Genomic DNA, 22,550 nt, shown 5'->3' with positions numbered 1-22,550 from the left:
CAACCTGCCCTGCCGTCACACAGGCTTCATTGTGCGGACATAGCGTCCTCCCATTCTTTGCTGCAATGCACGAGGAGTGGGGTATGGTCGATATTGTTTCAAGCGAAGCAGGAATTCCAAGGCCGGAGCATCCGCTCGACCGGCCGAACAGCACCGGCAAATGGTTTCTGCCGGCCTTTGCCGTCATCGTCCTGGGCGGCCTTGCCTATGTCGGCTACGCACTCAGCCAGGACCTGACCAGCACCGTCGCGGTGCCGTGGATCCTGCTTGGCCTGGCGCTGCTGATCGCGCTCGGCTTCGAATTCGTCAACGGTTTTCACGACACCGCCAATGCGGTGGCAACGGTGATCTACACGCATTCCATGCCGGCCGAGCTTGCGGTGATGTGGTCCGGCTTCTTCAACTTCCTCGGCGTGCTCACCGCCAGCGGGGCGGTCGCCTTCGGCATCATTTCGCTGCTGCCGGTCGAGCTGATCCTTCAGGTCGGATCGAGCTCGGGACTGGCCATGGTCTTCGCGCTGCTGGTCGCGGCGATCATGTGGAACCTCGGCACCTGGTATCTCGGCCTGCCTGCCTCAAGCTCGCACACACTGATCGGCTCGATCATCGGCGTCGGACTTGCCAATCAGTTTACGGCTCCGGCCGGCTCCATCACCAGCGGCATCGACTGGTCGCAGGCGTCCAATGTCGGCCTGTCGCTTCTGATCTCACCGCTGGTCGGGTTCGGCCTGGCTGCGCTGCTGCTTCTGGTGATGAAGCTGCTGGTCAGGAACCGCGAGCTCTACGAAGCGCCTAAGTCGAGCGCCCCGCCGCCGCTGTGGATCCGGGCGTTGCTTATCTTCACCTGCACCGGCGTCAGCTTTGCCCACGGCTCCAATGACGGGCAAAAGGGCATGGGCCTCATCATGCTCATCCTGATCGGCGTAGTGCCGACCGCCTTCGCGCTGAACCGCACGCCCGATATCAACTATCTCGAAGCCTATAAGTCGGCGGCGACTGAGGTCGAGACCGTGCTCGGCAAATACGTCAAGCCCGGCGTCGCCGTGACCGACGCTGCCACAGCGGTCGGCGACGCCGTCCGTACCAAGACCTGGAAGGACGAGACCACGCCTGCCCTGCAGAGCTTCATCCACGACACCAGCGCCATGTTGTCGCCCTATCCGTCCGTGGAAAAGCTGCCGACAACTCTGGTCAGCAACGCCCGCAACAACATCTATCTTATCGGTGAAGCGCTGAAGCTGATCGACAAGAAGAAGCTGTTGCCGATGGAGGCAGACGACCTGAAGGCGGTGACGATCTATCACAAGGCGGTCGACAACGCGACGAAGTTCATCCCGCTCTGGGTCAAGGTCGCCATCGCGCTGGCGCTCGGCCTCGGCACGATGGTCGGCTGGAAGCGCATCGTCGTCACTGTCGGCGAGAAGATCGGCAAAAGCCATCTGACCTACGGTCAGGGTGCGTCCGCCGAGCTTGTCGCCATGGCGACGATCGCATCGGCCGACTGTCTCGGCCTGCCGGTCTCGACCACCCATGTCCTGTCCTCGGGCGTTGCCGGCACCATGGCGGCGAACGGCTCGGGCCTGCAATGGGCGACGGTGCGCAACATGCTGATGGCCTGGATACTGACCCTTCCGGTCTCCATCTGTCTTGCCTTCGTGTTGTTCGCCATCTTCCGCCAGGTGTTCTGAGCGGGGACAGGGCTTGACCAGAATGTCGCGGCGCCGGCTCCGGCGCCTCCCGGATCACCTGAACGCGCTTTGTTTCGGCGGCGGCCATGAATGACGCATCGCATCTGACATTGCTTGCCGCGGACGACCAGCATCATGCTCCCGGGTTGGTCTGGGCTTATCATGCCGCTCCCGGCAAAGCTCCCGAACCGCTGGCGCCCAGAGACATAGAGGCCGCACTGGCATCACCGGACGGCTGGGTCTGGCTGCATGTCGACCTTGTCGACCGGCGCGCCCATTCCTGGGTCAGCCATGCCTGCGCGCTGCCGGCGTCGGCTCATGCAATCCTCGAAGGGCACGAGGACAGCCTGGTGCTGGCCATGAGAACGGCGTCGTCCACGGCATTTCGGCCGACCTGCATGGCGAGATCGCCCATCAGTCGACGACGATCGGCAGATTGCATTTTGCGGTCTCGGAGCGGCTGCTGGTAACCGGCCGGCGCCATCCGCTGGCGGCGGTGGAGGAAGTGCACACCGCGCTTGCCGCAGGGCTGCGGCCGGCCACAGCATTCGAGCTGTTCGAGACGCTGGTCATGGCCTTTTGCAAAACCGCCAGCCTGCGGCTCGCCGCGGCGACGAAGCGGCTCGATGCGGTCGAGGACCATCTCGTGACCGAGCGGCTTGCCGATGAAAGGCGGCAACTAAAGGATGTGCGCCGGCTTGCCGTGTCCCTGCATCGGCCGATCTCGGCCTTGGCAGCGCTTTTCCAGGACGAGGACCGCTCCGCCTGGAACCTCTCCGCCGGCGCACATGCCGTTTTGCGCCGGCTTGCCGTCCGCCTGGAGCGGCTCGACCGCGAGGTCGTCATGATCAACGACCGGGCAAGGCTGCTGCAGGAGGAGCTTGCAGCCGAGCTCGCCGACGAATCCAATCGCAGCCTGAAGGCGCTGGCAGTGATGAGTGCGCTGCTTCTGCCGGGCACGCTGATCGTCGGCATATTCGGCATGAACACTGGTGGGCTGCCATTCTCCGAGGCTCCCAGCGGCTTCATCCTGGCGATGCTCCTCGCAGTCGGTGCGACCGGCCTGTTCTACTGGCTTTTGCTGCGCGCCGGCGCCAATCTGCGGTTCTGAGCCCGATTAACAGTGGCGTTCGTTCGATTGCATGCAAAGTACAGGCTGACACGTTGAAACCACGCATCGCGCTTTCCGAAAATCGGTTTCCGATTTTCGGACTGATGCGCTAGAGCCTATGAGATTGAACCGAGCTGCCGCCTCTAATCCGGAAAGGCTCCAGACGCCGCCCATGCCCCATCTTCCCGACCATCTTCTCGCCGGCTACCGCAGTTTCATGAGCGGCCGCTATCTCACCGAAAGCGGGCGTTATCGCTCGCTGGCGCGGGAGGGCCAGGCACCGGAAACGATGATCGTCGCCTGCTGCGATTCCCGGGCCGCGCCCGAAGCGATCTTCGATGCCGGGCCCGGCGAGCTGTTCGTGCTGCGCAATGTCGGCAATCTGGTGCCGCCCTATGCGCCCGACGATCAGTTCCACTCGACATCGGCGGCGCTCGAATTTGCCGTGCAGAGCCTCAAGGTCAAGAACATCGTGGTGATGGGCCACGGCCGCTGCGGCGGCATCCGCGCGGCACTCGACACCACGGCGGCACCCTTGTCGCCGGGCGATTTCATCGGCAAATGGATGAGCCTGATCGCGCCGGCGGCCGAGACCGTATCGTCCAGCACCTTCATGACCGCGACCGAGCGCCAGACGGCGCTGGAGCGCATCTCGATCCGCTATTCCATAGCCAATCTGCGCACCTTCCCTTGTGTTTCGATCCTCGAAGGCAAGGGGCGGCTGTCGCTGCACGGTGCCTGGTTCGATATTTCGACCGGCGAGCTTTGGGTGATGAACAAGGACACCGGCGATTTCGAGCGGCCGGAGACGGAGTAGGAGACTAGGCATGGTGCGAGCTCGGTTCGCGTTCGCGGCGGCGGCACTGCTGTGCTCAGCAAATGTCGCCCGCGCCGACGATAGCGCGATCATCGACCGCTGGTATTCGGCACTGCTGGTCGCCGACCGCACCGAATTGTCGGACCTGCTTGCCGATAACGTGCGCATCAAGCTCGACGACCTCGGCGTCGTGCAAAGCAAGCAGGAATTCATCGCCTCGATCGCTGAGTGGCAAGGCGCCGTCGCCGGGGCCGAAATCCGCCACCGGATCGAGAAATCCGAGGGCGGCGTCACCACTGTGATCGCCTGCTATGATTTTCCCAGCAACGACATGCTGATGCAGGAGACCTTTGCAGTCGCCAACGACCAAATCACCGCCAGTTCGCAAGCCGCGATCGCCGAAAATTGCGACGGTTACTGACGAAATTTTCGTCCAGGTTATTGAGGACGGGCGCTGGAATTGCCGGTGTTATTTCGCGTCTAAAAAGTGCACTGTCACCGTAATTCTTACCTAAAACGATATAGACGACACGATTGCTCTAGCAACGTCCAATTCTTCTAGATAATATGCATCACCAAGACATAGATATGTCATAAATACAAAATCAATTCCGTTTGACATATACCATGCAGATAACAATTGGTCGGTGGTTTCTGACAATACACCAACAGAGATTATGCCTTCAGACTCATGTTGCGTGATATGTCTTACATCTATAGAACTATTATGACAAAACTGAATCATAAATGTTCTCAGAACATCAGCATCTGCGTTTGGTTTTTCCCCGCTACGATACTTCGCAATTGAGAACTGAATCGCGCCGCAGCCGTCCGTTTCTTTGGCTAAGGTAGGTGGCGATCCCTCAGGAAGATCGCCGGCTATGTCTACCCATCCGGCAGGCAGGTCGAAGGTGAGGCCATGGAATTCTACTCTCATTAAGGTTCCCTTGGATCGGGTGTCAGGTCGGATTCCAGGAATTCCGGTGAACAGTGCACCTTTTGCTGCACGGCGCGTGAGTGGGCATCCTCAGGGTCGCATACGAGTGGAAGCCTCAGTCAAGGGAAAATGCAGGCTACAAGATAATAATCTTGGTGGGCATAGAATTCGGCTCGAATGATAACTCACGGCACCATGTGCGCACGCTTTCAGCGCTAACCGGGCGCTGTTGCATGGAACCGGCCGGCGCCTTACATCGGTGACGATCCACCTCCTCCCGCCACTCAGCGAAAGTTTGCCCATGCCGTCCGCCATCGACCTCGCCGCCCATCCGCTGACTGCGTGGCAAGGGCCGCTCGGCCTGCCCGATTTCACGCGCATCGGCGACGGTGATTTTTCTCCGGTGTTCGATGCGACCCTGAAGGCGCATGAGGCCGAGATCGAGGCGATTGCCGGCAACACCGGGACGCCGACCATCGAGAATACACTTGCTGCGCTCGAGCTTGCCGGCGAGGCCCTTGACCGTGTGTCGTCGATCTTCTGGTGCCGCGCCGGCGCCCACACCAATGAGGCGATCCAGGCGTTGGAGCGCGACATCTCGCCAAAAATGTCGCGGCATTTCTCGGCGATTTCGATGAACGAGCGGCTGTTTGCCCGTATCGACGGTCTCTATCAGCGCCGCGAGGCTTTGAAGCTCGATGCCGAAACGCTGCGTGTGCTGGAAAAGACCTGGAAAAACTTCGTCCGCTCCGGCGCCAGGCTCGATGCCGACGGCAAGAAGCGGCTTGCGTCGATCAACGAAGAATTATCGTCGCTCGGCACCACCTTCGGCCAGAACGTGCTTGCCGATGAGCGCGACTGGGCGCTGTTCCTCGACGAAGCAGACCTAGCCGGCCTGCCGGAGTTCCTGAAAAGCTCGATGGCCGAAGCCGCCGAGATGCGCGGCCAGAAAGGCCGCTACGCCGTCACTCTGTCGCGCTCGATCTACGAGCCGTTCTCGACCTTCTCCGAACGCCGCGACCTGCGCGAGACAGCGTTCCGCGCCTTCATCATGCGCGGCCAGAATGGCGGCGCCACCGACAACACCGAAGTGGTGCGCGACATGCTGCGCCTGCGCGCCGAGAAGGCGAAGCTGCTCGGTTATGCTTCCTACGCCGCATTGAAGCTCGACGACACCATGGCAAAGACGCCGGAGGCGGTGCACACGCTGCTCGATCCGGTCTGGGAAAAAGCGGTGGAAAAGGCCGCAAGCGATCAGGCCGAATTGCGGCGGCTGGCGGCCGAGGCTGGCAGCAACGAGAAATTCGCCGCCTGGGACTGGCGCTTCTATCAGGAGAAGCTGCGCGCAGAGAAATTCGCCTTCGACGAGGCCGAGCTGAAGCCGTATCTGCAGCTCGATCACATCATCGACGCCTGTTTCGACGTGGCGACACGATTGTTCGGCATTTCTTTCGAGGAGAAGAAGGGCATTGCCGCCTGGCACCCGGACGCTCGCGTTTTCGTGGTGAAGAATGCCGACGGCAGCGAGCGCGGCCTGTTCCTCGCCGATTATTTCGCGCGGCCGTCAAAGCGCTCCGGCGCCTGGATGAGTGCGCTGAAATCCGGCTACAAGCTTGGCCCTGGGTCGAAGCCGGTCATCTACAACATCATGAACTTCGCCAAGCCGCCGGCCGGCCAGGCAGCCTTGCTGTCGGTTGATGAAGCCAAGACCCTGTTCCACGAATTCGGTCATGCCCTGCACGGCATGCTGACCGACGTCACTTGGCCCTCGGTCGCGGGCACGTCGGTCAGCCGCGATTTCGTCGAACTGCCCTCGCAGCTTTACGAGCACTGGCTGACGGTGCCGGCGGTGCTGGAAAAACATGCGCTGCATGTCAAGACCGGCATGCCGATGCCAAAGGCGCTGGTCGACAAAATGCTGGCGGCGCGCACCTTCGGTGCCGGTTTCGCCACGGTCGAGTTCACGGCCTCGGCGTTGGTCGACATGGCCTATCACGCGCGGCCGGACGCGGCGGATCAGCCGCTTCGTTTCGAAGCCGAAACGCTCGAAAAGCTCAACATGCCCGACACCATCGCCATGCGTCACCGCACCCCGCATTTCGGCCACATCTTTGCCGGCGATGGCTATTCGGCCGGCTATTATTCATACATGTGGTCGGAAGTGCTTGACGCCGACGCCTTCGCCGCCTTCGAGGAGACGGGCGATCCCTTCAACCCGGCGCTGGCCGAGCGGCTGCGCAAGAACATCTACGCCGCCGGCGGCTCAAAGGACCCGGAAGAACTCTACACCGCCTTCCGCGGCAAGATGCCTTCACCGGAAGCGATGATGGCCAAGCGCGGGCTGGTCTAAGACTTGCCCGTCCCAGCGAAATCCGAAGGTTCTGTCATGACAGACCCCGATCCCGAGTAATGCCTTTTCGTCGCCCGTCGGGTACGTGCTGGCGCCTGATCCGGTACCTCCGGGGCCGGCTCGGCGTCACCGGCTGCGGCCGTCTCGTTGAGGAAGCCGGCAATCCGCTCCGCCGTCTCCGTCGTGGCAAAGGAGAGCAATCGGCCGCGATGAACCACGGGCTCGCCACTCTCATTGTCCCAGATATCGAACCGGCAGCTTGGGTTCGCTATGGCTTCGAAGCGGTCCTTCATGTCAACGGTCCAGGTCATGTAACTGCCACGGGGGCCAGAGCGGTGGCCAGAGGGGTGGCTTGAGCGGCACCGGCAGTTCGCGCGCCTTGCTGCGCTTGCGTGAAGCAGATGGCAGCCGCAAATCGCGACAGCGCCCAGGCTTCATTGCGCAATGCTGGAGCGACAGCCATTTCAATCCCCGTCGTCGGGCCCGACGGCCGCAGGTCGAAGGACTTGCGGCAATCGGCTGTTATCAACGGGCAGAGGTTCCGCGATCCCGGCTTACGGATCGCTTACGGGCATTTTCGAGGTGGTCACGACCCCAGCGGCGAAGGTCAGCACGGCAAAATGGAAACAGAAAGAATAGGCGAACAAGGAGGCCGATCCTCTTGGGCTATTCTTACAGCAACTGCCGGCCGAGCAAATTGGGGGCTGGCCCTAGCCGACCGACGCCAAAGCGCGTGGTCACGCCGGTAATCCTCGATGGCCGCAAGTCGCAAGTGGCCTTCTCTCAGCGTCGCGAAATCGCCGGGCAGCGTGCGCAAGCAACAAAGCGCCGCTATCAAGGAGGTGTGCTCGGCATCCATTGGGCAAGGGGTCGAGAAAATCCGCTGGTGGAGCTGAGGAGGATCGACGCCTGCGACACTTATGCCCTTGAAATCCTTGTAAATCAATGTCATAGCCCTCGTAACGAGGGCCAAATGCGTGGGCCAAACCGGGGGTATTTATGCCGAAACAACGAAATAGTGCGAGACGCCATCTCGAGTTGAAGCGCCGCATATGGTGGTTCAAGATCGGGGTTCCGGTCGCCGTGCGCAGACACTTCGACGGCAAGACCCATCACCGGGAGAACCTCCAGACCAGCGACATGCGCGTGGCAATGGAGCGCCGGGACCAAGTCGAGCGTGACACCCGTAGCCTGTTCAGAGACATCGCAGCGGGCAAGGTGATCAGCCCTGCCACGATGTCAGCCCGAGAGCGCGGCACCGTCTGGCGGGAAACGCTGGTCGATCTCAAGGCCGCTGATGACCACGGCCAGTTGGACTTCGCCATGGGCCTTGCGGAGGACGAGAGCGAGCGGCTCCGTGGGTCAGAGCGGAAAGAATTTGAAGACGCCTTTACCGGCAAGGTTCCCGTTGACGAGCATCTCGAACCCTACCTGAAGGCGATAGGGCTTGCCGACAAGACCACGAGCGAGCGACGCGGGCTGGTGAGAAGGTTCGCTCGTTGGTGTGATAAAGAGGCGTTGAAGCTGCCGGACATCAATCGCAGGGCCGTGGGGCGGTACGTCACCGCGATCATTGAGCCGATGGACCGCCGCACCGCCAAGAAGCACATGACAGCGCTGCGCGGGTATTGGGACTACCTCACCCTGCGCGGCCACGTTGAAGGCAAGGTCATGGGCGGCAAGGCAGTGGATAGCCCTTGGCTTGGCCAGACGCTTCCTGACAACAAGCGCCGGGTTGAGCGTGGCGACAGGAATAGCGGGGAGCGGGCGTTCGCCGACGAGGAACTGCAGGCGCTTCTCTATGGCGACTACCCGGAGGAGGTAGGAGCCGAGTTCCGGCAGCAGATTGAGGACGCCCTGCGCATGTCATGCCTGTCTGGGATGCGGCTTGCGGAGGTGGTGACGCTTTGGGTTGAGGAGGTTCATGACGATGTGTTCGACATACAGCAGGGCAAGACCCGGAGCGCGGCCCGGAAGGTGCCGATGCACCCCGACCTAAAGAAGATCGTGGAGCGGCGGACCAAGGACAAGAAGCCGAAGGAATGGCTATTCCATGAGTTGGCGGGCGAGCGCGACCCAGGCGACACCTTCGGGAAGCGCTTCAATCGTTACCGCAAGGCCCTGAAGGTCGATGACGTGCGCGACGGGAAGCGCAGGAGCGCGGTGAACTTCCATTCGGCAAGGCGATGGTTCATCACCCAAGCGCGCCACGCTGGCCACGCTAAGGAGACGATCAAGGACATTGTGGGGCACGTGCCGGGCGAGAAGGACATCACCTTCGGAACGTATACGAAGGGTGCATCGGAGGAGCAGAACAGGGCCTGTGTCGAGGCCGTGAAGTTGCCGAAGCCGACCCAAAGACCACTACCCATTCCCGTTGTCACCGGATGAAAGACCGGCTGCGATTGGCACCGCGAGGTTTATAGGGCCGAAGGAGGGCGTGGTTGCGGTCAAGGCCTGCAACAGTGCGCAGGCCGTCAATTGCTTTAGAAGTCGATACCGAAGTTCCGAAAGGACCATCGCAAATCCTTCGCGGAAACCCCACCGAAGTTGGTTGACAAACTGCCGCCGGGAACCTGCCAGCAAGTCACATAGATTGCGCCAGGAGCGACAATCTTATCATCGCTGATCCTCTGCTGAGCCACTATGTTGGAATGACCTTCGATACGCGCGATAATTTCGAGAGAGTAGGATATGACGGTAGCGGTCGACTTGTTGTCGAATACCAGCCGCAGCGGCCGATCCGGGGCACAAGTCTCGTCATACGAAATAGATGCGTTCATTCGGTCGACCTGCTGCTGCCTTTTGCTGCTCTCCCCCCACATGCTTAGTACAAAGAATGCGACTAGACCCAGCGTCCCGAGTACTATGAGACCCGTAGCGCGTGGAAACATGACGACAAGAACTAGGAGTAAGAGCGCCACCCCGACAAAATGCATCTAGTTTCCCCCCAAAACTGCGGATCAACATCTTAATAAATGTCTGTGAGCGGGGCTAGTGCCCGTCCGCATTTTGATGAGGGGCTGAAGGGGTCAGAATAATTGGGGCTAAGGTCCGTGAACCCGATCAGACAACTGGCAGCGCGGGATCACCCCCGTACCCCCTTCGGTTCCACCACAGGCCACCCTCAGGACTTCTGGACGGCACCGCTTTGGGCCTGCGGATGCTGCGCCAGTGGTGCTCGGCGGTCTGACTGGAGACTGCACCCTTGCGACACCAAGAGCAGGGGGGCGGGGCTGCAATGGCCGGAGTGTGAACAAAGGTAAACCTTATCTCACATAGCTGTTGACTTGTGAACTTAGCGTGAGGTAATGACGGTGAACATTGGCTCTAAGAGGATAGTTCACACCATGGCAATCGTTGGATACGCAAGAGTTAGCACGACCGACCAGAACACGGCAGTTCAGATCGACCAGCTTAGGGCAGCCGGGGTGACGGATGACCACCTTTATCAAGACCGTCTCTCTGGGCTGGACGATGACAGGCCGAAGCTCGCCGAGGCGCTCAAGTATGTTCGGAAGGGTGACACGCTGGTGGTCAGCAAAGTCGACCGGCTGGCGAGATCAGCGGCGCACCTTCACCAGATCGTTGAGGGGCTGAATGCCAAGGGTGTCGGGTTCACGGTGTTGAATGACCCGTCACTCGATACGACCAAGCCGCATGGCAAGCTGATGTTTGGTATCCTCGCCAGCATCGCGGAGTTTGAGACTTCCCTGCGGAAAGAGCGCCAGATGGAAGGGATCGCCAAGGCAAAGGCGCGGGGTGACCACCTCGGGAGACGCAAGACGGTGACCGACGAGGTTGAACAGAAGGTGCGCGCTATGCGGACTGAGGGTGCCTCGATCAGGGTAATTGCAGCGGCCATCGGGTACTCGACCGCCACAGTTCAGAAGATCATGAAAGAAGCGCAGCCCGGTTAGGGTGAACCGTGGCACTATGAGACGGGATGGGGTCGCAACGACATGGCGCGCCGGGCCGCACCACATGGCATTTTGGATAAGTCTTTCGACCAGACCGTAAAGACCAATGGCAGAACATCGTCACTCGTAGGAAGTTAGCCTCTAGATGCCGTTTGGCGATGTCGCGCGTCGGCATGGAGAGACGTCACCGTTGTTTGTGGATAAGCTATGGTGACACTTATGGAGTGCCTGATGGTTGCTTTCGGTCCAATGGGGCTACCACTAGCATAGGAAACAGTTTTCCGGGCTCCCGTTTACTTGGCTGTTCTTGTTGCCTCTCTCCCAAGCTGGGCCACAATCCCTATACCCACCGCACTAGCTATGAAGCCGAAATCCTCACGCGCTCGTCTGCGCGTCGGCCTCTTTCGTGGCGACAGCCGCACCAGCCCTTCACCACACCCCAAGATCGACCCCAGCGGCACCGCAAGGCAGCCCGAGGGGATATTTTGCGGAAGCGACAACCGGGCCAAGGCGGCTAGTTTGGCACTGAACAGTTCCAAAGTTCAGTCACCTCTCCAGTTCCAGCCACCACCCGAGCCCGATGAACGTGACGCCGTCATGTCCCGCATCATGGCCAAGCTGGCCAAACTCTCAATCGAACAACTCCACGCTGTGGAAAGGATCATCCCATGTCAATAATCACCCAGGGCAATATCCTGACTATTCCGCTGGTCGACATCCAGATGGATGAGACGACCCAGATCAGGGCCAGAACCTATCCCGAGACCGTGAAGGAATATCGGGCAGCAATGATCGCCTATGACCCGACAGACGGACCCATCGTGCGGGGGTTCCCACCGATCAAGGTCTATAAGCAGAAGGGTTCGGCGGGGATCGCTGCGGTTTACATCGTTGTGGACGGCTGGCACCGCGTGACCGCAGCAAGGTCACTTGGCAAGACCCTCATTAAGGCCTTGGAGGTCTTCATGGAGAAGCCGGGCGATGTCGACGAGATGTGCTGGCTGGCGCTTAGGGCGAACCTGACGCCGGGGCTGAGGCTGACCAACACGGAGAAGGCTGCATCGCTTCGGCATTACGTCAAGGCGCTCCAGCACCGTCACCGGGGGCCGCGTGGCGGGCGGGCCAATGGTCCGTTCAAGACCCTGAGGGAAATCGGCAGGGACCTTGGCGGTATGCACCACGAGACCGTCAGCCGCCACCTTGCGAAATATGCGCCGAACACCCTCAAGGCCATCTTGGAAGCCGACCAGACGACATTGGAAGATGAACCGGCCGAGCCGATCAAGGGAGAGTTCAACGTGGACACGATGCGGGGAAGGAAGGCGGTTGAAGCGGTTGCCGAGGTTAGCCGATTGATCCGGCTAATTGGCCATCCGGGGACCCTGAAGGCGCTTCGGGCTGAGGTCGAGAGGTTGACCATGATGCTGGATCGGAAGGGAGCCTGACGTCGCTCCGTGGTCATTTCGTCAATGTGCCACAAAGGAACGACGCAAACCCAGATCCAGCAAGGCTTTGAGGGGTGTCGTTTCGTGACATCCCCCCAGCGATACACTGGAAATGGCGACACCACACAGGAAGGAACACACATGAAATGACCGACGACGCACGACCGTTCGACAGGGCTTTATTCCTGCATGAGCGAGAGTCTACACCAGACGACAATGACGACGACGCCAGCGCCCTTGCCACAGCGACCGCTAAGCGGCAGGCCAAGACAGCGCTGCGGGCAGCCCAGGGCGACCGTACCGACTGGAAACAGCACCTCGTCAACGCCCCGGGCTCTCGCAACGTCCACGACACCAAGCTCTCGCTTCGGACCAAGCAGGCCCGCACCCATTCGATCAAGGCGGCGGCAGATCGACGTGAGAAGCGGCGCGAGAAAGGCGTCACCGTTCACTACGGCCGGTTCGCATGGAAGAGGCTGGGTCAGGCCAAGCGTGACCAGTTCGACCTAATCCGTAAGTCACTGGCTTGGATTGGACCGAGGTGGGATGCTGACCGCGACTTCGGCTGGTACGATGACGAGAGTGGGGGCCAGCACCTCGACCACCTCTGCCGCTTCGGCACTGCCAAGGCTCATGCCAAGACGCCATGGCTCCAGCATCACAGGGAAGGCCAGTGAGCGCGTTCCTCCCCGCCCTCGCCGATTGGCCGACCCGCGATCAGGCTCTCGCCATCATTGGAGCCTTGGGCAACATGGTGGAGGGTCGACCATCCGAGCTGGACCGGCTTTCCGGCATCCCAGATGCACTGATCGTCGCGGGGCGATGCTATGCCGTCTACGGCTATCGCGAGCTTGAAGGCGGGAACTTGGCGAGCCGAATGGCCGAGCTGTACATGCGGCCCCGCAAGACCAGCCTAAGCCCTGCCATAGCGCCTCCAGCGGTGGACGACAGCCCATCGCCACCAGTCCACACCTACGGGCTCCAGCCGCGCCGCTGAGGTCCTTCAGCACCACCACTGTCCACTGATCAGTGGAAGAGTCGCACCAAATTCCCCAACAGAAACACCACCAGAACCCCGCAGCAGTCCGCTGTGGGGACCATCACCCTTGAAAGGAACACACGACCAGATGTCCAGATATAGCGACGAGCAGATGAACGAGACCGCCAGTCACAAGCCCACAGCCGCGCCGACCGCAGCAGAGCAGGCGATTATGAGCATGAGCCCGGCAGAGCGGGCGGACCATATCGACAGGATGCGCCATGCCGCTGCCGTGGCCAACTACACCGAGAAAGAGGCCCGCGTGAAGGCCCAGGTCGCAGCGGCGACCGAGGTTTCCTTAGCCGGCAACCAATGGTATCAGGCGCAGCAGCGTGGCCAACTTAGCCAGCGGGTCTCGATCAGCAACGGCAAGACGACCGTGGAGCAGCTCAACGCCAAAGCTCCTCCCTCTGATAGCAGCGCCTTCGCAGTCCCTCCCCGCGCCCTTGTCGACAGCCTTCCGGTAACCATCGGGGGCATTCAGCTTGGACCTAAGCAGGCCCGGCAGATGGTCGAGGCGGGTGAGATAAGCCCTGAGGATTATGGGGCTGCGGTCGAGCGGGCTGTTGCACCCTACGGCTACGGTTCTTTCCGCTAAGCTCAATCGTCCAAGAACAGCCTTCGGGGGAGACCCTGGAGGTGGCGGTTGAGCAGGACGATGAAGACCAAGACCTTGATGAAGATCAGCGCCGGGAGAAAGCGGAGCAGAAGGAATATGACGAAATGGTTGCGGCCTCAGACAAGGTCTTGAATGACTGGATGGCAGCCCATCCTGAGGACACGCGACAAGTGGTGATCGACACTTTCATTGAGGGCGGCGAGATCGACGCGGCGATGGCTGGGGTTCAGGATGTTGAAGTCCAGATCATCGAAGCGAGCTTTACGAAGCATATCGAACGGAGCATCCTTTCCCCGCTGGGTCTGACCATGGCGCAGTGGCAGGAGCATATGGACGAAACCGAGTTGCCAGCCTTCCGCAGGGCGGTCGTCAAAGGCGACTGGCAGCTCCTGACCACCCATGCCCGAGCAGCCGCCAAGATGCGTCTCGACCTGGGCATATAGCACTACCCGGAGAGGGTCAGGTCGCCATCCCGGTGAACCTTTGCCCCAAGCTCACGGCCCTCTCCGGGCTCCCCTAAAACACCCTGCGCGCAGTGGCGCTTTGGTCTGGAGGCACATAGTGCGCCCGGATTGCTTCACCGCGTCTGGCGCAGCCCCGGCAGCCCGGGAAACATCAACAGCAACAGGAAGGCAATTCAGACAGTGAGCAGAAGCAGAACCCCGCGCGCCCTTAACCCGGCTTGCGAAGAAGCAGACAACTATTCCCGCCTGGTCCTGAGGTGGGACTTCAGCGAGGCCAAGGCGACCCGGATCATCGAGTGTCGCAACCAAATCCAATGGATCATTCAATACAGGTCAGGAACGCGTGGTGGTCACCCATCATGGCGACCTCAGTCCTATTGTCGGACCCGTCAGGCTCTCGAACGGCTGTTGCCGGGGATGGCTGAGGAGATCGCCGCAGCGTTGCCCGTCAGGTTCGTTGAGGCGGGCAGCGTTTGCCCTATGATTTGAAAACCGCTGGCCTAAGATGATGGGCAAATCAGGAGGATAAGACGTGCGCCGCCAGCTTCTTTCGATTGCCTGCCTACTATGCACGTCGCCAGCATACTCACAGGCCGTGGACCCACCTTCAGCATGGGTAGTAGTGCCCTCCCTTATTATAGTGCTGGCCATCGCGGCTCTGGTCGTCGCGCTTGTCAGGGCACTGCGCTCAGGTGGCTTGGCAGTCACCCTCGTAGCTCTGTTGATCAAGGCAAAGCGCCGAATAGGTCGGTCTTGGACGGAGATTGCTCGTCAAGCCCGTGACCGAGCAGACCAATAGGGCACAAGACTATGGCCAGACCGCCGAGATAGTGGCGGCCAGCACGTAGCCCTGCAGTGGTACATTGAGGACGTGAGGAGCGCGGCGCGGGCAGCTTAACCCAAAACGTGGGCCAAATGCGTGGGCCAAACAAGAGTGACTATTTCGGCTATCTAGTTGAATTTACTGCGATATATGCCTTCTAAATTCCACTGGTGGAGCTGAGGAGGATCGAACTCCTGACCTCGTCATTGCGAACGACGCGCTCTCCCAGCTGAGCTACAGCCCCGTCCAGCGGATGGGGCTTTTATCGGCCGCAGCGGTTTCCTGTCAAGGCTGTGCGTGTCGCCGAAATGCCGTTCGGCCGCTCGTCCGGCTTCGCCATGCCGCAGAAGGCGGCTCTTGCCGCTTTCCCCTACAGTGGCTACATGTCGGCAACAATCGGAGACCGGCATGATCGCCCTCATTCAGACCATTGTCATGGCGCTTGACCTTTACTGGTGGATCATCATCGCCTCGGCGATATTTTCCTGGCTCTACGCCTTCAACGTCGTCAATTCCCGCAACCAGTTCGTCGACACCATCAGCAACATGCTCTATCGGCTGACCGAGCCGGCGCTGCGGCCGATCCGCCGCTTCATGCCCGATCTCGGCGGCATCGACATCTCGCCGATCATCCTGCTGCTGATCCTGTTCTTCATCCGGCAGTTCCTGCTCACCACGGTGCTTTCGCTGGTCGTCTGAGTTCAGGCGTCCCATGAGCGCGCCGTTCCGCACGCGCGCCGACGGCATCGACCTGTTCGTCCGGCTGACGCCGAAATCAGCGATGGACAGGCTCGAGGGCCCCGAAACGACGGCGGATGGGCGAAGCCATCTGAAGGCTCGCGTCCGCGCCGTGCCGGAAAACGGGGTCGCCAATCGAGCGCTGGAAAGGCTGGTCGCCAAGGGATTTGGCGTGCCGGCGTCAGCCGTCTCGGTCGTCGCCGGCGGCACCGCTCGGCTGAAGACGCTGCGCGTGCTTGGCAATCCCGTGGCGCTGACGAAACGCATCGATACGCTCACACTATGAATCCACCCAGCGGCCATCCAGTTCCTGTTCGGCCGGCCAGACGGCCTCCTTCCTAGTCAGCGCTTCAAATCGGCATCGATGGCGGAGGATTTGATCAGGTCGGTCAGCCGCTTGTGCCAGGCGATGTCGCGCCACATGCCGCGGAACTGCGGCCCGCAGAAATTCGAAGTCGCGATGCCGCTCCAGCGCCCCTTCTTGGCGGCGTATTCCGTGCCGATCGCGGTCATATCCTTGATCCAGCCCCAGTCGAGGCCGGGCCAGTCCTTGTAGTCGACCAGCGACCAGCATTCGGTGGTGACCAGCGGCTTGCCGGCATGGCGCGACCAGGCCGCGACGTTGTCGATCTCGCCGAGCAGCTTGCCGTCGTAATAGGCTTTGTTGGCCTTGTACTCGCTGTGGCCGCGGGCAACGATGTTGTTGAAGCCGCGCGGATCGAACTGCTCGTGATTGTAGTCGATCTTGGAATAATAATCCGAGGTCTCGCGGTGCGCCATCCATATATGCGGCTCGAGGAAATCGAGCATCGAGACATCCTGGTCGTTCCAGTTCTTGTACTGGCTGCAGAACGAGAAGGTATAATCGATGTCGGAATAGGCGGCCCGCATCAGCCTGAGCGAGTCGGCCATCCAGTCGCGCGCCCTTGGCTCGGCACGGCTCAATTCCTCGCCTGTCGTGCCGCCGTAGAGATAGGGCGTCCATATCGGAAGCGGGTATTCGTTGCAGAGGTCGACATAGAGGATGTGGTTGATGAGGCCGGCCTTGTCGATCTCGCGCAGCGTGTCGATCCATACCCGCGCCTGATCCTCGGCAGTCCTGATCCTCAGCCTGAGGTCGTCGCGATCCTGCCGGTACCAGGTCGAAAGCGCAACTGCGATGCCATGCGCCTTAGCCTTGGCGATGAACTCGACCAGCGCCGGCAGCACCTGGACATGGATCAGCGATTGGGCGCCCCAATTCAGCTGGTCCCAGACCGGCAGGATCTCCCAGCTTTTCATCGGATCGGCCGAGACCAGATGCGGGTAGGCATCGATGCGCACGGCGTTGTAGCCGCGTTCGGCGAGCTCGCCCAGCGCCTCGTCCCAATCCTCGTAGCCGGCGCCCGGCCAGCGGCGCTCCAACCAGGAAAAGTCCCACATGGTGATGGCGTAGGGTCTCTGAATCGCTGGTTTCATCGTTCGTCTCTCGCTCCTCGGAAACGCGCCGCCTCGCGGCATTGGTAGTCCGGATACGACGCTATTGACAATAGGTTGGCTCAATGCTTTCTACATTTTTGCCGAAACCTAGCATACAGGTTCGAATGAACAATCCGCTTCAGCGCGATGCGACGGAGGACGAGGAGGCCACGACCAGCCTTGTCTCAAAGGTCATCCACGGCATTCGCCAGATGATTCGCACGGAGGGCCTGAAGATCGGCGACCCGCTGCCAAGCGAGGCGGCGATCGGCGTTGAGCTCGGTGTTTCCCGCGCCGTTGTGCGCGAGGCCTATCGATCGATGGCGGCGCTGAGGCTGATCGACGTCGGCAATGGCCGCCGCGCCCGGGTGTCGGCGGTCGTTCCCGAAGTGCTGGCCCTTGTCATCGATCACGGCGTGCAGACCGATCAGGTTTCGGTGCAGCAGATTCTTGACGTGCGCCGCACCATCGAGATGCGCACGGTGGTGCTTGCGGCGCTCAGGCGCACCGACAAGGAGGCGCGCGAGATCAAGGCGTTGGCTGCCGCCATGCGCGCCGATTTCAGCAATTCCGACAAAGTGATGGAGCACGACATCGCCTTTCACGAGACCATTGCGCGCGCTTCGCGCAATCCGATGTTCTCGCTGATCGTCGGCTCGTTCCATGTGGTGACGCGGCAGACCTGGCGGATCGGCTGGGCAGCACGCGCGACCGATGCCGACCGCTACGAAAGCGTCGCCTGCCACGAGGCGATCGCCGCGGCGATCGAAGAGGGCAATCGCGCCGCCGCGGAGGCGATGATGGCCGAGCATTTCGACAACACCGTCAAGGTGCTGCTGGCCAGCGGCATCAACTAGGCCGTGATCGCGAACCGAAGGTCAGCGTAGCAAAAGATCATGGTCAAGGAAGCATTCTTGCGGAGCGCAGCCAGGTGAAGATCGGCAAGATCGAGACGATCCGCATCGCAGAGCATCCCAACCTCTGCTGGGTGCAGGTCCATACCGATGAGGGTCTTGCCGGCCTCGGTGAAACCTTCTTCGGCGCTCAGGCGGTGGAAGCCTATGTGCACGAGACCGCAGCACCTCTGTTGCTCGGACAGGATCCGCGCCAGATCGACCGCATAGGGAAGACGCTGACCGGCTATGTCGGCTTTGCCTCTACCGGGGCCGAGATGCGCGGCAATTCGGCTATCGACATCGCCTTGTGGGACCATTTCGGCAAACTCACAAATCAGCCGGTCGCGCAACTGCTGGGCGGCTTCACCCGCAACGACATCCGTACCTACAACACCTGCGCCGGCACCGCCTACATGAAGCAAGGCGGCCAGACGGTTGCCAATTACGGTCTCGCCGACGACCGCGACCGCTATGCCGACCTCGATGCCTTTCTCAACCGGGCAGACGATCTGGCGGAAGAACTTCTGGGTGAAGGCATCACGGCCATGAAGATCTGGCCGTTCGACGTGGCGGCCGAGGCCAATGGCGGGCTGCACATCAGCGCCGCCGAGCTCAAATCGGCGCTTCGGCCTTTCGAAAAGATCAGGAAGCGCGTCGGCGACAAGATCGACATCATGGTCGAGTTCCACTCGATGTGGGCGCTGACGCCGGCGATCAGGATCGCGCGGGCGCTGGCGCCTTACGACACCTACTGGCACGAGGATCCGATCCGCATGGATTCTCTGGACGACCTCAAGCGTTACAGCGAAGCCTCGACAGCGCCGCTCTGCGCCTCGGAGACACTCGCGACACGCTGGCGCTTCCGCGACCTGCTGGCGACGGGAGCGGCGGGCATCGTGATGCTCGACCTGTCCTGGTGCGGCGGCATCTCGGAGGCCAAGAAAATCGCTTCGATGGCCGAGGCATGGCACCTGCCGATCGCCCCGCATGACTGCACCGGTCCGGTGGTGCTTACCGCCTCTACCCATCTGTCGCTGAACGCGCCCAATGCGCTGATCCAGGAGAGCGTGCGCGCGTTTTACCGCACCTGGTACCGCGACCTCGTCACGGCACTGCCTGAAGTCGGCAAGGGCAGGATCACGGTACCGCCCGGCCCCGGGCTCGGCCTCGAACTGAGCCCCGATCTCGACCGGCGCTTCACGATCACTCGACGGGTGTCCGAGGCAAGCTAAAGCCAATCAACCACCACCAAACGGGAGGAACGACGATGATGAAACTGCTTACTATCCTGGCCGCAAGTTTTGCCGTGCTGACCATGCCGGCAATGGCGGAGGATGCACCGTTGCGGATTATTTACACGACGCATTCGGACAGCGGCAACACTTTCTGGCTGTCGGTCAAGAAGGGCATGGACGACGCCTGCGCGCTCATCAAGGCCGACTGCCAGATGCTGCTCGTGTCCAAGGTCGGCGACGTCCAGGGGCAGATCGCCAATATCCAGGCGGCGATCGCCCAGAGCCCTGACATGATCATCACCTCGATCCCCGACAACAAGGCGTTCGACCAGGTGGTGAAGGAGGCAATCGACGCAGGCATTCCGGTGATCGCCTCCAATGTCGACGACCTTGAGGGCGCGAAAGGCAACGCCCGTCTGGCCTTCGTCGGCCAGGACTTCATCCTCGCCGGCCAGGCGCTCGGCCGCGCCATCGCCTCGAAATTCCCGGCCAGCGGCCCCGTCAAGGCGCTGATCGGCGTCAATGCCCCGGCCGACAACTGGTCGCGCGCCCGCGCCAACGGCATCATCATGGCTTTCAAGGAATGGCAATCCGAGCATCCCGACCGCAAGATCGTCTGGGACGAGATCGACGCCGGCCTCGACTATGGTACGACCGGCGATCGCTTCGGCAATTACCTGACCGGCAATCCCGACCTCAATGCCTATGCCGACACCGGCTTCTGGGACGTCGGCGCGGTGACGGTGCTGAAGGACCGCGGCATTGCGCCCGGCCAGATCACCATGGGCGGCTTCGACCTGGTGCCCGACGTGCTCAACACCATGAAGCAGGGCTACATCCAGTTCCACATCGACCAGCAGCCTTACCTCCAGGGCTATGCGCCGGTGCTGCAGGCACCGCTGATCAAGAAATTCAAGCTGTCGGCCTATGACGTTAACACCGGCAGCGCCGTGGTCACCCCCGACATGGTCGACGATATCCTGCAGCTCAGCAAGGACGGCTACCGCTAGGCAATCCAGAACGTCGCGGGCGGCGGCAAGCGATTGCCGCCGCCATGGTCTCGCCGTCAACAGGAGTGACGCTGGATGAAGCGTTTGCTGAAAATCTACATGGACAAGCCCGAGCTGGTCGCGCTGTGGGTGCTGATCGTGCTTGTCGCCTACTTCGCCGTCGCCACCCACGGCCTGTTCCTCAATCCGCAGAACCTGCGCGGCATCATGAGCCTGTTCCCCGAACTTGCCATTCTGGCACTGGGCTTCGGCTTGCTGATGATCGCCGGCGAATTCGACCTTTCGATCGGTTCGATGTTCGGCCTCGCTCCGATGATCCTGTGCAGCCTCGCCACGGCCGGATGGCCGTTCTGGCCGGCTTTCGTCGCGGCACTTCTGTGCTGCTGCATGGTCGGCGTCCTCAACGGCGTGATCACCATCCGCTTCGGCATTCCAAGCTTCATCACCACGCTCGGCATGCTGTTCATGCTGCGCAGCCTGGCCGTGGTGCTCTACGCGCGCGGTGCAGCACCCAGCCTGCCGGACGGTGCGCCGGTCTGGGCCTTCTCGGCGCCGCTCGGCATCATCCGGGTCTCGGTGGTGTGGATGATCGTGCTGGGGCTGCTGGTCTACCTCCTGCTCGAGCGCACCAATTTCGGCAACTGGGTGCGGGCGACCGGCGGATCGCTGGAATCGGCCAAGGCGATGGGCATCCCCACGGCGCTGGTGAAGACCGTCTGCTTCGTCATCTGCTCGCTGTTTGCCGGCATCGCCGGCATCATCCAGGTGGTGCGCATCGCCTCGCCTCTGCCATCGCTCGGCGAGGCGATGGAGCTGCAAGCCATCGCCGCCGCGGTCATCGGCGGCATCGCGCTCGCCGGCGGTGTCGGCAATGTGCTCGGCGTCATCGTCGGCATGGCCATCATCCGCGTCATTGATGCCGGCATGATCATGAGCCGGGTCGACGCCAGCTGGTTCAAGTTCGCCATCGGCCTGCTCATCATCCTCGCCGTCATCGCCAATGCCTGGCTCGGCCGCACCGCCCGCCGGATCAAGGTGGAGACCGCCCGATGAATACGCCGATCATCGAATGCAGCGGGCTCGAGAAATGGTATTCGGGCGTCCATGCGCTGAAGAATGTCAGCCTTACCGTCCGTCAAGGCGAATCCGTCGGGCTGGTCGGCGACAATGGCGCCGGCAAGTCGACGCTGATCAAGATCCTGTCCGGTGTGCACGAAGCCGATGCCGGCACGATCAGGATCGAAGGCCGCGAGGTGCGCATCCGCAACCCGCGCCATGCGATGGCGCTCGGGCTGGAGACGATCTACCAGTACAATTCCCTGGTTCCGACGATGACGATCGCCCGCAACGTCTTCATCGGGCGCGAGCCGCTGAAATGGTCGCTGCTCGGCTTCGGCATGATGGACCAGAAGCGGATGCGCGCCGACAGCGTGCAGGCGATCGCCGATGTCGATCTGCACCTCAGATCACCCGACGCGCTGGTCGGCGAGCTTTCCGGTGGACAGCGCCAGGGCGTTGCCATCGCCCGCGCCATGCACTTCAAGTCGAAGGTTCTGATCCTCGACGAGCCGACCAATCACCTCTCGGTCAAGGAGACCGACAAGGTGATCGGCTTCGTACGCGAGCTGAGACAGCAGAACGTCACCGGCATTTTCATCTCGCACAACATGCACCACGTGTTCCAATGCTGCGACCGGATCGTGGCAATGGCGCGCGGCGAGATCGTCTTCGACAAGCCGACAATCGAGACCTCGATCGACGAGGTTCATGGCTATCTGTGATGGCCAGCTTTGTCCTGTTCGTCCCTTCAACCGTTCGCGGCTGATCGCCAGCCAGAATTGCCGTTGACCCAAATTTTGCCGTTGACAATGTCTGGCAAAAAAAGGGCCGGGCTGAAAAGCCCGGCCAGATGTGAAGGTCGAAAACCTTCAGAGGGGAACGCGCCGGACGAATGGGAGGAAACATCCGGCGCGGCGTGCATATGGGTCGGCATCGCTGAC

At 61.4% G+C, this 22,550-nt stretch carries 23 protein-coding genes and 1 tRNA gene; 20 read left to right on the top strand and 4 right to left on the bottom strand.

Annotated elements, in window-relative coordinates:
• Positions 1–83: 83 nt before the first annotated feature.
• The 5 genes from NKI85_RS00415 to NKI85_RS00395 all read left to right on the top strand — a co-directional run bounded on the left by NKI85_RS00415 (position 84) and on the right by NKI85_RS00395 (position 4,037).
• Positions 84–1,688, top strand: coding sequence for an inorganic phosphate transporter (locus tag NKI85_RS00415; protein WP_352775128.1), 1,605 nt, complete (start codon positions 84–86; stop codon positions 1,686–1,688).
• A gap of 86 nt (positions 1,689–1,774) precedes the next feature.
• Positions 1,775–2,158, top strand: coding sequence for a hypothetical protein (locus tag NKI85_RS00410; RefSeq protein ID WP_352775126.1), 384 nt, complete (start codon positions 1,775–1,777; stop codon positions 2,156–2,158).
• Positions 2,071–2,799: a CorA family divalent cation transporter gene (locus NKI85_RS00405; RefSeq protein ID WP_352775580.1), complete on the top strand. Its 729-nt coding sequence runs from the start codon at positions 2,071–2,073 to the stop codon at positions 2,797–2,799. The genes NKI85_RS00410 and NKI85_RS00405 overlap by 88 nt, the downstream gene beginning before the upstream one ends.
• 172 nt (positions 2,800–2,971) lie before the next feature.
• Positions 2,972–3,616 carry a carbonic anhydrase gene (locus tag NKI85_RS00400; protein WP_352523002.1) on the top strand — a complete coding sequence of 215 codons (645 nt, stop codon included), beginning with the start codon at positions 2,972–2,974 and terminating at the stop codon, positions 3,614–3,616.
• Positions 3,617–3,626: 10 nt separating this feature from the next.
• Positions 3,627–4,037 (top strand): nuclear transport factor 2 family protein, encoded by a 411-nt coding sequence (locus NKI85_RS00395; RefSeq protein WP_352523003.1) that lies wholly within the window; start codon positions 3,627–3,629, stop codon positions 4,035–4,037.
• Between the two features lie 90 nt (positions 4,038–4,127).
• Here the strand turns inward: NKI85_RS00395 and NKI85_RS00390 are convergent, their stop codons facing one another.
• The gene (locus NKI85_RS00390) at positions 4,128–4,553 is read right to left on the bottom strand and encodes a hypothetical protein (protein WP_352775122.1); all 426 of its coding nucleotides are present in this window, start codon (positions 4,551–4,553) and stop codon (positions 4,128–4,130) included.
• A gap of 295 nt (positions 4,554–4,848) precedes the next feature.
• On the opposite strand from NKI85_RS00390, the gene NKI85_RS00385 reads away from it, so the two are divergent.
• Positions 4,849–6,903 (top strand): M3 family metallopeptidase, encoded by a 2,055-nt coding sequence (locus NKI85_RS00385; RefSeq protein WP_352775577.1) that lies wholly within the window; start codon positions 4,849–4,851, stop codon positions 6,901–6,903.
• Here NKI85_RS00385 and NKI85_RS00380 read toward each other — a convergent pair.
• Positions 6,900–7,214 (bottom strand): hypothetical protein, encoded by a 315-nt coding sequence (locus NKI85_RS00380; RefSeq protein WP_352523005.1) that lies wholly within the window; start codon positions 7,212–7,214, stop codon positions 6,900–6,902. The genes NKI85_RS00385 and NKI85_RS00380 overlap by 4 nt on opposite strands.
• A gap of 688 nt (positions 7,215–7,902) precedes the next feature.
• On the opposite strand from NKI85_RS00380, the gene NKI85_RS00375 reads away from it, so the two are divergent.
• The 7 genes from NKI85_RS00375 (at position 7,903) to NKI85_RS00345 (ending at position 14,369) form a co-directional block, all read left to right on the top strand.
• Positions 7,903–9,294 carry a tyrosine-type recombinase/integrase gene (locus NKI85_RS00375; protein ID WP_352775119.1) on the top strand — a complete coding sequence of 464 codons (1,392 nt, stop codon included), beginning with the start codon at positions 7,903–7,905 and terminating at the stop codon, positions 9,292–9,294.
• Positions 9,295–10,253: 959 nt separating this feature from the next.
• Positions 10,254–10,823: a recombinase family protein gene (locus NKI85_RS00370; protein WP_352775116.1), complete on the top strand. Its 570-nt coding sequence runs from the start codon at positions 10,254–10,256 to the stop codon at positions 10,821–10,823.
• Between the two features lie 668 nt (positions 10,824–11,491).
• Positions 11,492–12,268 carry a hypothetical protein gene (locus tag NKI85_RS00365; protein WP_352775113.1) on the top strand — a complete coding sequence of 259 codons (777 nt, stop codon included), beginning with the start codon at positions 11,492–11,494 and terminating at the stop codon, positions 12,266–12,268.
• Positions 12,269–12,414: 146 nt separating this feature from the next.
• Complete coding sequence (locus NKI85_RS00360) at positions 12,415–12,945, top strand: hypothetical protein (protein WP_352775110.1); 531 nt, start codon at positions 12,415–12,417, stop codon at positions 12,943–12,945.
• Positions 12,942–13,265 (top strand): hypothetical protein, encoded by a 324-nt coding sequence (locus tag NKI85_RS00355; RefSeq protein ID WP_352775108.1) that lies wholly within the window; start codon positions 12,942–12,944, stop codon positions 13,263–13,265. The genes NKI85_RS00360 and NKI85_RS00355 overlap by 4 nt, the downstream gene beginning before the upstream one ends.
• A gap of 154 nt (positions 13,266–13,419) precedes the next feature.
• Positions 13,420–13,905, top strand: coding sequence for a hypothetical protein (locus tag NKI85_RS00350; protein ID WP_352775107.1), 486 nt, complete (start codon positions 13,420–13,422; stop codon positions 13,903–13,905).
• Positions 13,906–13,946: 41 nt separating this feature from the next.
• Positions 13,947–14,369, top strand: a complete 423-nt coding sequence (locus NKI85_RS00345) for a hypothetical protein (protein WP_352775104.1) — start codon at positions 13,947–13,949, stop codon at positions 14,367–14,369.
• A 1,012-nt stretch (positions 14,370–15,381) separates the two neighbouring features.
• Here NKI85_RS00345 and NKI85_RS00340 read toward each other — a convergent pair.
• A tRNA-Ala gene (locus tag NKI85_RS00340) sits at positions 15,382–15,457 on the bottom strand.
• Between the two features lie 164 nt (positions 15,458–15,621).
• Here NKI85_RS00340 and NKI85_RS00335 point away from each other — a divergent pair.
• Both NKI85_RS00335 and NKI85_RS00330 read left to right on the top strand, forming a co-directional pair.
• Positions 15,622–15,912, top strand: coding sequence for a YggT family protein (locus tag NKI85_RS00335; RefSeq protein ID WP_023678162.1), 291 nt, complete (start codon positions 15,622–15,624; stop codon positions 15,910–15,912).
• A 13-nt stretch (positions 15,913–15,925) separates the two neighbouring features.
• A complete protein-coding gene (locus NKI85_RS00330; RefSeq protein ID WP_352523006.1) occupies positions 15,926–16,237 on the top strand; it encodes a DUF167 family protein in 312 nt (103 codons plus the stop codon).
• Positions 16,238–16,293: 56 nt separating this feature from the next.
• Here the strand turns inward: NKI85_RS00330 and NKI85_RS00325 are convergent, their stop codons facing one another.
• A complete protein-coding gene (locus NKI85_RS00325; RefSeq protein WP_352775101.1) occupies positions 16,294–17,409 on the bottom strand; it encodes a cellulase-like family protein in 1,116 nt (371 codons plus the stop codon).
• A 125-nt stretch (positions 17,410–17,534) separates the two neighbouring features.
• On the opposite strand from NKI85_RS00325, the gene NKI85_RS00320 reads away from it, so the two are divergent.
• From NKI85_RS00320 to NKI85_RS00300, 5 genes are all read left to right on the top strand, one after another.
• Positions 17,535–18,266, top strand: a complete 732-nt coding sequence (locus NKI85_RS00320; protein ID WP_352523008.1) for a FadR/GntR family transcriptional regulator — start codon at positions 17,535–17,537, stop codon at positions 18,264–18,266.
• 74 nt (positions 18,267–18,340) lie between these two features.
• Entirely contained in the window at positions 18,341–19,537 is a 1,197-nt protein-coding gene (locus tag NKI85_RS00315) for a mandelate racemase/muconate lactonizing enzyme family protein (protein ID WP_352775098.1), read from the top strand.
• A gap of 35 nt (positions 19,538–19,572) precedes the next feature.
• On the top strand, positions 19,573–20,550 hold the full coding sequence (locus tag NKI85_RS00310) for a sugar ABC transporter substrate-binding protein (RefSeq protein WP_352775095.1): 978 nt from the start codon (positions 19,573–19,575) through the stop codon (positions 20,548–20,550).
• A gap of 75 nt (positions 20,551–20,625) precedes the next feature.
• The gene (locus NKI85_RS00305; RefSeq protein ID WP_352523011.1) at positions 20,626–21,603 is read left to right on the top strand and encodes an ABC transporter permease; all 978 of its coding nucleotides are present in this window, start codon (positions 20,626–20,628) and stop codon (positions 21,601–21,603) included.
• Positions 21,600–22,331 (top strand): ATP-binding cassette domain-containing protein, encoded by a 732-nt coding sequence (locus tag NKI85_RS00300; protein WP_352775092.1) that lies wholly within the window; start codon positions 21,600–21,602, stop codon positions 22,329–22,331. Before NKI85_RS00305 ends, NKI85_RS00300 begins: the two co-directional genes overlap by 4 nt.
• Positions 22,332–22,550: the final 219 nt, after the last annotated feature.

This window comes from Mesorhizobium sp. M0571, from assembly GCF_040320985.1.
Lineage (GTDB): Bacteria > Pseudomonadota > Alphaproteobacteria > Rhizobiales > Rhizobiaceae > Mesorhizobium.
This window is presented reverse-complemented; position numbering and strand designations above follow the sequence as displayed.